This window comes from Streptomonospora litoralis, from assembly GCF_004323735.1.
Lineage (GTDB): Bacteria > Actinomycetota > Actinomycetes > Streptosporangiales > Streptosporangiaceae > Streptomonospora > Streptomonospora litoralis.
The window spans coordinates 938,284-949,190 of the sequence record NZ_CP036455.1; the positions used below are offsets into that span (position 1 = coordinate 938,284).

Sequence of the window (10,907 nt, forward strand, 5' to 3'; positions counted from 1 at the left end):
CGAAGCGGCCGCCACCGACGAACCCACGCCCGCCCCGGCGCCTCCCGACGGGGCGGAGCGGATTGGAGGCGCAAGCATGGACCCGGACCGCGTGCTGGAGGGCCTGGACCCCGAGCAGCTCGAAGCGGCGCGCGCCCTGCGCGGACCCGTCTGCATCCTGGCGGGCGCCGGGACGGGCAAGACCCGCGCCATCACGCACCGCATCGCGCACGCGGTCGCCGGCGGCATCGCCACCGAGCAGCAGATCCTGGCCGTTACCTTCACCACCCGCGCCGCCGGAGAGATGCGCGGCCGGCTGCGCTCGCTGGGCGCCCCCCGGGTGCAGGCCCGGACCTTCCACTCCGCGGCCGTGCGCCAACTGTCCTACTTCTGGCCGCAGGCGATCGGCGGCCCGATGCCCTCGCTCATCGAGAGCAAGATCCAGGAGGTCGCGCGCGCCGCGAACTCCTGCGGCCTGCAGCTGGACCGCACCGGCCTGCGGGACCTCGCCGGGGAGATCGAGTGGTCCAAGGCCACCCAGGTGCGCCCCGCCGACTACGAGAAATCCATCGCCAAAGCCGGCCGGGCCGCGCCCATGCCCGTCCACGACGTCGCCCGGGTCTACGAGGCCTACGAGGAGCAGTGCCGCGACCGCAACCTGCTCGACTTCGAGTCGATGCTGGAGCTCACCGCGGCGATGATCGCCGAGCATCCGCAGATCGCCGACCGCATCCGCGACCAGTACCGCTACTTCGTCGTCGACGAGTTCCAAGACGTCAACCCGCTGCAGAAACTGCTGCTGGACGCCTGGCTGGGCGATCGCGACGACGTGTGCGTGGTGGGCGACCCCAACCAGACCATCTACTCCTTCGCCGGAGCCACCCCCGGCTACCTCACCGGGTTCTCCGCCGCCTACCCGCACGCCACGGTCGTGCGCCTGGTCCGCGACTACCGCTCCAGCCCGCAGGTGGTGCGGGTGGCCAACGGCGCCCTCAAGCACGCTCGCGGCCCGGCCGCCGAACACCGCCTGGAGCTGGTGGCCCAGCGCCCCGACGGCCCCGACCCCATCTACACCGAGTACGACGACGAGCCCGCGGAGGCCACGTCGGTGGCCCGCAAGATCGGTGCGCTGATCGACGCCGGTACGCCCGCCCGCGAGATCGCGGTGCTGTTCCGCACCAACGCCCAGTCGGCCGCCTACGAGCAGGCGCTTTCCGACGCCGGTGCGGCCTATACCGTGCGCGGCGCCACCCGCTTCTTCGAGCGCCCCGAGATCAAGCAGGCTGTGCACACGCTGCGCGGCGCCCGCCAGGGCGCCGGTTCGGACCCGCTCGTGCAGACCGTCCGCGACATCCTCGCGCCTCTCGGCCTGACCCCCGAGCCTCCCGAGGGCCGCCAGGCGCGCGAGCGCTGGGAGTCGCTGGCGGCGCTGGCCCAGCTCGCCGAGGACATCGCCGCCGCTCGTCCCGGCGCGACCATGGACCATTTCACCGACGAGCTCGACGCCCGGGTCGCCACCGAGCACGCCCCCGAGTACGAGGGCGTCACCCTGGCCTCGCTGCACTCCGCCAAGGGGCTGGAGTGGGACGCGGTGTTCCTCGTGGGACTGACCGAGGGCCTGCTGCCCATCGTCTTCGCCGAGTCCGCCGACCAGGTCGAGGAGGAGCGTCGGCTGTTCTACGTGGGGGTCACCCGCGCCCGTGCGCACCTGTCGCTGTCGTGGGCGCTGGCCCGCTCGCCCGGCGGTCGCAAGAGCCGCAAGCCCTCCCGCTTCCTCGACGGCCTGCGCCCGGCATCGCCGTCGCTGGCCGGCCGCGACAACCGCAGGCAGGCCCGGCTGGTGCAGTGCCGGATCTGCGGGAACACACTCACCGAGGCCGCCGAGCGAAAGCTCGCCCGGTGCCTGGACTGCCCGGCCGACTACGACGAGGCGCTGCTGGAACGGCTGAAAGCGTGGCGGCGCGACCTGGCAGACGAGCAGAAGGTCCCGGCCTATGTGATCTTCACCGACGCCACACTGCAGGCCATCGCCGAGTACGTGCCCGCCGACAAGGGGCGGCTCTCCCGCATATCCGGCGTGGGAGCCGTGAAACTGGAGCGCTACGGTGAGGCGGTGCTGGCCCTGTGCGCAGGCGAGGAGCCCGCCGCCGACCATCGAGGAGGAGAGCCCCATGGGGGACGGACAGAGCCGCAGACCGACTGACACCGCTGAGCCGCCGGCCCAGCCGGGCCAGACTCTCGCCGGGCTGCTGGACATCCTCGACCTGGAGCGCATCGAGGACAACATCTTCCGGGGCCGCAGTCCCGACGGCGGGCCGCAGCGGGTCTTCGGCGGGCAGGTCGCCGGCCAGGCGCTGGTCGCCGCGGGGCGCACGGTGCCCGAAGAGCGCCACGTGCATTCTCTGCACGCCTACTTCATCCGCCCCGGCGACCCTTCGGTGCCGATCGTCTACGACGTCGACCGCGTCCGCGACGGCCGCTCGTTCACCACCCGCCGCGTCACCGCGATCCAGCACGGAAAGGCGATCTTCACGCTCTCGGCGTCCTTCCACAAGGAGGAGCCCGGACTGGAGCACCGGGTCGACATGCCCGATGCCCCGGCACCCGAGGAGCTGCCGACCATGCGCGAGCGGCTCTACACCGCGTTCGGCCGGGTGCCCCGCTTCGCCAGCTGGCACCCCATCGAGCTCCGCCCCGCCGGCCCGCTGTCGTTCGAGGTCGAGCGCGATCCGAGCCTCAGCACCACCGACAACCTGGTGTGGCTGCGGATGGACGGCAAGCTGCCCGCAGACCCCATGCTGCACGTCTGCCTGATGACCTACGCCTCGGACATGACGCTGCTCGACACCGTGCTGCTGCGGCACGGCCGCTCCTTCGCCGGTATCTCCATGGCCAGCCTCGACCACGCCATGTGGTTCCACCGCCCGTTCCGGGTCGACGACTGGCTGCTCTACGCCCAGGAGACCCCCGCGGCGGGCGGTGCGCGGGGTCTGGCGCGCGGACTGGTCTTCACCCGCGACGGCGAACTCGTGTGCTCGGTGGTCCAGGAGGGGCTCCTGCGCGTGGTCGACCCGGACACCGGCCAGGGGTCCTGAACCGCCGCCCGCGGCCCCGCCCGTGCCCGCGCAGGCCGGGCGGCACCGCCGCGCGCCCGCCCCCGCCGGGCCGGCGGGCAACGCCCGGTCCGCGCCGGGTGTTCCGTGCCACCGCTGGCCGGGTCCGGCCGAAACCCCTGGTCGAAAATAGGTTGCCGGTCTTCTTCCGGCCCCCCTAGTGTTGACTTCGTCAGCGCCCGCGCAGGCTGCGGACGAGAGTTCGTCGGCCCGACCGTGAAGGAGGTGTCCCAATCCGATGATCACGATCTTCCAGCTCGGTTCCCTCGCCGTGTCCGGCGGGTCCGTCGCCATGTCCTGGGGCACGCTCCGCGGCTGCGCCACGCGCGCTGAGTTCCGGGAGGCCGGCGTCTTGGGCGATCTGTGCACCGCAGCCCAGACGCGTCCCGGGACGGGCCGAGAGCGCTATCACGCCCGGCTCGCCCGCATGGCGAATGTCAGCCGACTGGAATCCAAGCCCGCAGCAGGAACCCAGCGCCTCATGGGCGTAGTGGGGGAGTGTCCACGGGGCATACCGGCCTAGCACGACGGCCGGGTGTCTTCCCCGTGGCCGCGGACCCCACATCGGGGCCGCGGCCTTTTTGATCTTCAGCGGAGAGTGGCTCCTCCCGGCAGGTTCGGAGTCTCTTCGCCGATCGCATCGCAGGTCTTGGCCCCACCGCCGGACGAACGTCCGGCCGATGTAGTCGCCAACCGCGTTCGACACCAATGATCAGGGAGGACACCGATGCTTGCGTCGGTCCTGGAGACGTCGAGTTTCGGCGAGATCGAGATCCCGTGCCGGCAGGACCCCGACCTCTTCTTCGCCGAGGCTCCGGCGGACGTCGAGGCGGCCAAGGCCATCTGCGAGGACTGCCCGGTCCGCGAGCAGTGCCTGGCCGACGCTCTTGAGCGCCGGGAGCCGTGGGGCGTCTGGGGCGGTCAGCTGCTTGTCGCGGGCAAGGTCGTGCCGCGCAAGCGCCCCCGTGGCCGGCCGCGGAAGAACGCCGAGCCCGTGGCGGCCTGAGCGGCCGCCACGGCCCGCGCCCGCCCGAACCCGCCCAACTGCCGAGAATCCGCACAAGCTCCGGAAGGACACACCGCCATGCTGCTCTACGAACTGGTCAACCTGCAGCGCGACGTCGACGAACGGCGCGAGCGGCAGCGCCGCCGGCTGTCGGCCCGCCGGCTCCGCGCGGAGCTGCGCGAGCGCCGCCGCGCGGAACGCCTGCTTATGGAATTGCCGTGGTCACGCCTATGTTGAGGTGAGGCCGCCGGGGCCGGTCCGCTCTCGGGGGCCGGCCCCGTGTCGTTCGCGGTGGCCGGATCCGGCCATCCTGATCCACTCATAAGGGCCGCTGGTCACCGCGGATTGCGCTATCTTCCGCGGTTGCCCGTGCCCGCCCGGAACGGGCGAACGGGACGTCGGGGGCAAAAAGTGCCAACACGGCTCTGTGGCGTGTGTCGCCTCTGAGCTACCGTGAAATCGTGCCTCAGAACACGAAGGTCGAGGTACGCCGAAGTTCCCGCCGTCGGCGCACGGTGTCCGCCTACCGCGACGGGGACAAGACGGTGGTCCTCGTCCCCGCCACGTTCTCCCGCGCCGAAGAGAAGCGCTGGGTCGACCGCATGCTGGAGCGCCTTGAGGCACGCGAAGAGCGCCGCCGCCCCGACGACGATTCGCTGCACGCCCGCGCGCTCGACCTCGCCGACCGCTACCTGGAGGGCCTCGCCCGCCCGGACAGCGTGCGGTGGGTCGACAACCAGCAGACCCGCTGGGGCTCGTGCACCCCGGAGAACGGCTCCATCCGGCTCTCGCGGCGCCTTTCGGGCATGCCCTCCTGGGTCGTCGACTACGTGCTGCTGCACGAGCTCGTGCACCTGATCATCCCGCACCACGGCCAGGAGTTCTGGGACCTGGTGCACCGCTACCCCAAGGCCGAACGGGCCCGCGGCTACCTTGAGGGCGTCAGCGCGGCCCCGCGCCTGGAAGCCGGCCACGGCGGCGAGACCGACGGAGCCGAGGACGAGAACGACGTCGAGGAGGACCTCGACGGAACCGCCTGACCGCTCCCCGGTCGAGCTTGCCCGGGTCGAGCTGTTCCCTCCCGATCAGCGCATACCGAGCCGGGCCGCGTCGGAAGCGGCGCGCACCAGCAGACGGCAGGCGTCGTCGGTGGGCTCGGGGATGTCCTCGACTGGGAACCAGCCCAGATCCGCCGACTCGGCCGCGTCCCGCGACAGAGGGGCGTCGGCGCCCGCGGCGACCACGGCGTACTGCACGTCGAGATGCCAGGTGCCGCCGCCGCAGCCCACCCGGTGCCGGTCCAGCCGCAGCGGGCCGGGCAGCAGCCGCAGGCCGGACATCCCCGACTCTTCGACGGCCTCGCGCAGCGCCGCGGTGCTCAGGCTGGTGTCGCCCTCCTCGCAGTGGCCGCCGGTCTGCAGCCACTTGCCGATCTTGGCGTGCAGGGTCAGCACCGCGCTGGTGCCGTCCGGGTCGACGATGGCGGCGCTGGCGGTCAAGTGCCCCGGCAGGCAGTCGCGCGACACGGCGTCGGCGTGGCGGTCCAGGTGCTCCAGGTAGGCGCGGCGCAGCTCATCCTGTGCGGCGTCGGGCGCCGTCCAGGTCTCCAGCTCCGAGCGGGCGCGGGCGTGCAGTTCGGCCAGGCTCACGCGGAGCCCTCGTCCGTCCCGCCGCCGTCGGGGCCTTCCTTGCGACCGTCCTGCTCCCCGGTGCCCTCGCTTGCGGCCTCGTCGGCGGAGTCGCCGGCCGCACCCTCGGCAGGGCCGGTGAACTGGGTGATGTCGATCTCGTCGGCCGCGGACTCGCCGCGGCCGTGCACGAACGCGTCGGGGTCGTCGAGGTCGTCGCCGGAGGGCATCAGGTCGGGGTGCTCCCACACCGCGTCGCGCCCTTCGACGCCGCGCGCCTCCTCCAGCGCCGTCCACAGCGCCGCGGCTTCGCGCAGCCGGCGTGGGCGCAGCTCCAGACCCACCAGGGTGGCGAAGGTGTGCTCGGCGGGTCCGCCCGTGGCCCGGCGGCGCCGGGTAGCCTCGGCCAGCGCGGCCGACTGGGGCAGCCGCTCGGCGACCGCGGCGTCCACGACGACCGACAGCCAGCCCTCGACCAGCGCCAGCGTGGTCTCCAGCCGCGCCAGCGACGCCTTCTGCTGCGGCGTGTCCTGCGGCTGGAACAGCCCCTCGCCCTCGCTGCCGGCGAGGGCCTCCTGCAGCGCCTCGGGGTTGGCGATGTCGATCTGACCGAGTTTCTCCTCCAGGCCGCTCATGTCGAAGGACATGCCCCGGGCGTAATCCTCGACCAGGCTGAAGACGTGTGACCGCAGCCAGGGGACGTGCCCGAACAGCCGGTGCAGCGCGACCTCGCGCGCCGCCAGGTAGAGCCGGATCTCGTCCTCGGGGATGCCCAGTCCCTCACCGAAGGCCGCCACGCCGTCGGGCAGCAGCGCCGCGGTGCCCTCGCCGGCCAGCGGAAGCCCGACGTCGGTGGAGCCCACGACCTCACCGGCCAGTTCGCCGATGGCCTGGCCGGCCTGCTGGCCCACGAGCATGCCGCCCATCTGGCGCACCATGCCCATCAGCGGCCCGGCCATCGACTGCATCTCCTCGGGGAGGTTCTGGCCCATGGACTCGACCAGCCGCCGGGTCAGCGGCTCGCACAGCTTCGACCAGGTCGGCATGGTCTTCTCGATCCACTCCGACCGGCTCCAGGCCTGCATGGTGTGCACACCGGAGGGCAGCGAGGTGGCCTCGTTGGTCCACAGGTCCGCCAGCCGCAGCGCCTCCTGCACCTTGGCATAGTCGTGCGCACCGACACTGGAGTCGCCCTTTTGCGACACCGCGTGGCGGGCGATGTTCTTGGCCATGTCCCAGTTCACCGAACCGGCTTGGGCCTGCTGCTCGCCGGGCGCGGACTGCGACGCCATCATGTCGGCGAACTGGCGCAGCATCTGCGCCATCTGCTGGGGATCGCCGAAGGGGAAGCCGCCGGGCATGGCCGGGTCGCCACCGCCTGGGCCGCCGCTTCCGCCGCTTCCGGCGCCCGAACCGGAGTCGCCCGAGCGGCGCCCGGACTCGTCGTCGGGGTCGTTCGGCATGCTGAAACCAAAAGGTAGGTCGCTCACGATTAGACCTCAGGCAGGATTAGGTTTGTCTCCACTGTCACGTTAGCTGGGAGCCGCCCGGAGTGAATACCGAAACCAGCCAGGTTCGCCCACAGCACACCACCCGCCCCGGTGCGCCGGTGGTCGCGGTAACCGGTGCCGCCAAGGGGCTCGGCCGTCTCCTGGTGGAACGCCTGGTCACGGCCGCGGGTTCCGGCGCGGTCGCAGAAATCGTCGCGATCGGCGACCACGACGACGCGTCGGCGGGCATCCCGCTGGGCACCACTTGGCACACCGCCGACGTCCGCAGCCCCTCGCTGGCGGGTTGCCTGGCCGGTGTGGACGTGCTCGTGCACACCGCCGACGACCGCACCCTGGAGACCCCGGCCAAACAGCGGCGCGCCGACAACCTGCGCGCCGCCCAGACGGTGCTGACGGCGGCCGCCGCCCAGCGCGTCCCGCGGGTCGTCCTGCTGACCAGCACCATGGTGCACGGCGCCGACCCCGACAATCCGGTGCCGATGCCCGAAGACTCCGAGGTGGGCACCGAGACCGGTGCCGGCCTGGTCGGCGACTGGGTGGAGATCGAGGACCTGGCCTGCCGCGCCCGGCGCGCCCACCCCGGCCTCTCGGTGACGGTGGTGCGGCCGGCTCCGCTGGTGGGTCCCGGGCTCGACACCGCGCTCACCCGACACTTCGCGGCACCGCGGCTGCTGACCGTGCGCGGCCGCGAGCAGAGCTGGCAGTTCTGCCACGTCGACGACCTCGCCGACGCTTTGGAGCACGTCGCCGTTCGGGGCATCGAGGGCAAGGGCGGAGCGCTCGCCGTGGGCTGCGAGGGGGCGCTGCCGCAGAGCGAGGCCGAGGAGATCGCCGGCCTGCGCCGCTTCGACCTGCCCGCCAACCTGGTCTTCGGCGCCACCCAGCGGCTGCACAGCGCGGGCGTCACCCCCGCTTCGGCGGGCGAGGTGAAGTTCCTGGTCTACCCGTGCGTGGTGGACTGCGCGACGCTGCGCGAAAGCGGATGGCGGCCGGCCTACGACAACGCCGAGGCGCTGCGGGCGCTGCTTGACGCGCGCAGCGGCAAGTCCTCCCTGGTGGGCCGCAACGTCGGCGCCAAAGAGGTCACCGTCACCGCGGCCAGCGCAGCCGGTGCCGCGGCGGCCGCCATCGGCACCGCTGCGGCGCTTCGCCACCTGCGCAAGCGCCGCGGCCGCTGAGCCGGGCCCTCGGCCCCGCGCCGAGCCGGGTGCGCACGGCCCGATCGGGCGGCGCTGCGGCCGCCCGACCTCCGCGACGCCCGCTGTCCGCCGGGGACGCGGACACCGGACACCGGGCGGCGGCCGCGCGGGAGCGCCTGTTGATACCGTCGTCACGTGGACGCCATCAGCCTGGTAGGACTGCGCGAAACCCCGATCTCGGTCGACGAGGTCCTCGCCGCCGTGGGCGACCCCCGCGCCGGGGGCACGGCCTTCTTCGTCGGAACCGTCCGCGGCACCGACCACGGCCGCGCCGTCGAGCGTCTGGCCTACTCGGCCCATCCGCGCGCCGAATCCGACATGCGCCGCGTCATGGAGAAGGTCGCCGCCGACACCTCCGGTGACGGCCGCCCGGTCTGGCGGGTGGCCGCCCTGCACCGCGTCGGGCAACTGGAGATCGGCGACACCGCGGTGGTCGTGGCCGCTGCCGCTGGGCACCGCGACGAAGCCTTCGACGCCTGCCGGCGGCTGATCGACGACATCAAGGCCGAGGTGCCCATCTGGAAGCACCAGGAGTTCTCCGACGGCCGCGCCGAGTGGGTCGGGGCGGAGTAACCGGCCCCCAACGCAGGCGCGGGCGCGCCGCCGCGGCGGGGGCCGACCGGTGCCCTCTACCGTGCGGTTTAGGCTGTACAGCATGTTCCGTCGTGCAATGACCCTGATCGTCGCGGTGGTCCTGCTGGTAGGTCTGGGAGCGGGCGCGGTCTATCTGCCGGTGCCCTACCTCGTAGCCTCGCCCGGCATCGCGCTGAACACCCTCGGCACCGCCGAGGGCGAGCAGATCATCCAGGTCGAGGGGACCGAGAGCTACGAGCACGACGGCGAGCTCTCCATGGTGACCGTGCAGTACTCCGGCGGACCCGACGTGCGCATGGACCTGTTCACCGTGCTGGGTGCGTGGCTCTCGCCCAGCCAGGCGGTGCTGCCCCAGGAGGCGCTGTTCCCGCCGGACCGCAGCGTCGAGGAGATCACCGAGGCCCAGACGCTGGAGATGAACAGTTCGCAGCGCAGGGCCACCGCCGCGGCGCTGAGCCAGCTGGGCGTCGACTACGAGACCCGTGCCTACGTCGCCGACGTCGTGCAAGGTCGGCCGGCAGAGGGCGAGCTGCGCAAGGGCGACGTGATCACCCGCGTCGACGGCGAACCCGTGGCCGACAAGGAGGAGGCCGTCGAGCTGGTCGGCGACCGCGAACCGGGCGAGCCCGTGCAGCTGACGCTCCGGCGCGACGGCGAGACGGTCCAAGCCGAGGTGGGAACCGAGGAGAACGACGAGGGCGATCCGATCATCGGCGTCCTCATCGCCGACCGGATGGACTTCCCCTTCGAAGTCGACATCAGCGTCGGCGAGATCGGCGGCCCCAGCGCCGGGATGATGTTCGCCCTGGGCGTCATGGACCGGCTCACCCCCGAGAGCCTCACCGGCGGCAGCGACATCGCGGGCACCGGCACCATCACCCCCGAGGGCGAAGTCGGCGGCGTAAGCGGCGTCGAGCAGAAGATGGTCAGCGCCCAGCGCCAGGGCGCGGAGTACTTCTTCGTCCCCGCCGACAGCTGCGCCCAGACCTTCGACTCCGCGGCCACCGGCGAGATCGAGGTCGTCAAGGTGGGGACGCTGGACGAGGCCGTCGAGGCCCTGGAGGCCATCCGCACCGGCAACGGCACCGGCGACCTGCCCCGCTGCCAGCCCGGCTGAGCCGCTTCGACCGCTTGGGACCCGGCCGCCTCCGCGGCGGGCGCGGCGTCGGCCGCAGGCGCCGCCGAGGGGCGGATCACTCCTCCTGCTCGTCCTCCAGGGTGAGCTCCAGCGCCGAGGTCAGCCCCGGAACCAGGTCTTGGCCGCTGAGCACCTCGTCCTCGGAGTCGTGGCTGCGCATCCGCAGCGCGGAGTGCCGGCTGCCGTCGCGCAGCACACCCGCCACCATCCGCACCTCCTCGCGGCCGTCCTGCTGCTGGGCCCACTCGCCGGCGTCCTCACCCTGCGGCGGCTCCAGCGTGACGTCGGAGCCTTTCAGCACCAGCCGCTCCATCACCAGCGCGCAGCCGGTGACCGCCTCGGGCCAGGCGATGCGGCCCAGCGCCTCCTCCAGCGCAACGCCCTCGGGCAGCGGATCCTGCTCGACGGGCGTGAGATCGTCGGCGGCCACACCGCCGGTGAGCCCGAGCATCTCGGCCAGCGCGGGCTCGCGCTCCATCAGGTCGGTGGTGGGTACCAGCGCGTAGATGCGCACCGGCTGGTCCCAGCCCTGGCCGGCGGCATGGCGCTCAAGCTCCAGGACGGCTTCGCGAATGTTGAAAGACACCCCTCCATGGTGGCGGACCGCGGGCACCGGAAGGGCATCTTCCAGGGAGTAAAGTCGGACCACGCACATGTCCCGATGCAGCTTCGATTCCGGGTCGATGTCATGTTGTCATCACCTGGCGAGGGGTTTCGGGAACCCGCAGCGCGCCCAATA

General features: G+C 72.5%; 11 protein-coding genes. 8 read left to right on the forward strand and 3 right to left on the reverse strand.

The genetic code is table 11. The features are described 5' to 3' along the window. Positions 1 to 76: 76 nt before the first annotated feature. The 5 genes from EKD16_RS04060 to EKD16_RS04075 all read left to right on the forward strand — a co-directional run bounded on the left by EKD16_RS04060 (position 77) and on the right by EKD16_RS04075 (position 5,138). A complete protein-coding gene (locus tag EKD16_RS04060) occupies positions 77 to 2,182 on the forward strand; it encodes an ATP-dependent DNA helicase UvrD2 (RefSeq protein ID WP_131101994.1) in 2,106 nt (701 codons plus the stop codon). After that, a complete protein-coding gene (gene tesB, locus EKD16_RS04065; RefSeq protein ID WP_131097166.1) occupies positions 2,151 to 3,074 on the forward strand; it encodes an acyl-CoA thioesterase II in 924 nt (307 codons plus the stop codon). The genes EKD16_RS04060 and tesB overlap by 32 nt, the downstream gene beginning before the upstream one ends. A gap of 745 nt (positions 3,075 to 3,819) precedes the next feature. Further along, positions 3,820 to 4,098 carry a WhiB family transcriptional regulator gene (locus EKD16_RS04070; RefSeq protein ID WP_131097167.1) on the forward strand — a complete coding sequence of 93 codons (279 nt, stop codon included), beginning with the start codon at positions 3,820 to 3,822 and terminating at the stop codon, positions 4,096 to 4,098. Between the two features lie 78 nt (positions 4,099 to 4,176). Then, entirely contained in the window at positions 4,177 to 4,335 is a 159-nt protein-coding gene (locus EKD16_RS25190; RefSeq protein WP_165498488.1) for a hypothetical protein, read from the forward strand. Between the two features lie 224 nt (positions 4,336 to 4,559). Further along, complete coding sequence (locus EKD16_RS04075; protein ID WP_242677223.1) at positions 4,560 to 5,138, forward strand: M48 metallopeptidase family protein; 579 nt, start codon at positions 4,560 to 4,562, stop codon at positions 5,136 to 5,138. Positions 5,139 to 5,183: 45 nt separating this feature from the next. On the opposite strand, the gene EKD16_RS04080 is transcribed toward EKD16_RS04075, so the two are convergent. Both EKD16_RS04080 and EKD16_RS04085 read right to left on the reverse strand, forming a co-directional pair. After that, positions 5,184 to 5,747, reverse strand: coding sequence for an NUDIX hydrolase (locus tag EKD16_RS04080; RefSeq protein ID WP_131097168.1), 564 nt, complete (start codon positions 5,745 to 5,747; stop codon positions 5,184 to 5,186). Beyond that, positions 5,744 to 7,216 carry a zinc-dependent metalloprotease gene (locus EKD16_RS04085; RefSeq protein ID WP_131097169.1) on the reverse strand — a complete coding sequence of 491 codons (1,473 nt, stop codon included), beginning with the start codon at positions 7,214 to 7,216 and terminating at the stop codon, positions 5,744 to 5,746. Before EKD16_RS04085 ends, EKD16_RS04080 begins: the two co-directional genes overlap by 4 nt. A 119-nt stretch (positions 7,217 to 7,335) precedes the next feature. Here EKD16_RS04085 and EKD16_RS04090 point away from each other — a divergent pair, with 119 nt between their 5' ends. The 3 genes from EKD16_RS04090 (at position 7,336) to EKD16_RS04100 (ending at position 10,147) form a co-directional block, all read left to right on the forward strand. Beyond that, the gene (locus tag EKD16_RS04090) at positions 7,336 to 8,415 is read left to right on the forward strand and encodes an NAD-dependent epimerase/dehydratase family protein (RefSeq protein ID WP_131101998.1); all 1,080 of its coding nucleotides are present in this window, start codon (positions 7,336 to 7,338) and stop codon (positions 8,413 to 8,415) included. A 156-nt stretch (positions 8,416 to 8,571) separates the two neighbouring features. Beyond that, positions 8,572 to 9,009 (forward strand): molybdenum cofactor biosynthesis protein MoaE, encoded by a 438-nt coding sequence (locus EKD16_RS04095; protein ID WP_131097170.1) that lies wholly within the window; start codon positions 8,572 to 8,574, stop codon positions 9,007 to 9,009. Positions 9,010 to 9,091: 82 nt separating this feature from the next. Then, complete coding sequence (locus tag EKD16_RS04100) at positions 9,092 to 10,147, forward strand: YlbL family protein (RefSeq protein ID WP_131097171.1); 1,056 nt, start codon at positions 9,092 to 9,094, stop codon at positions 10,145 to 10,147. A gap of 76 nt (positions 10,148 to 10,223) precedes the next feature. Here the strand turns inward: EKD16_RS04100 and EKD16_RS04105 are convergent, their stop codons facing one another. Continuing rightward, positions 10,224 to 10,754 carry a PPA1309 family protein gene (locus EKD16_RS04105; protein WP_242677224.1) on the reverse strand — a complete coding sequence of 177 codons (531 nt, stop codon included), beginning with the start codon at positions 10,752 to 10,754 and terminating at the stop codon, positions 10,224 to 10,226. Positions 10,755 to 10,907 lie beyond the last annotated feature (153 nt).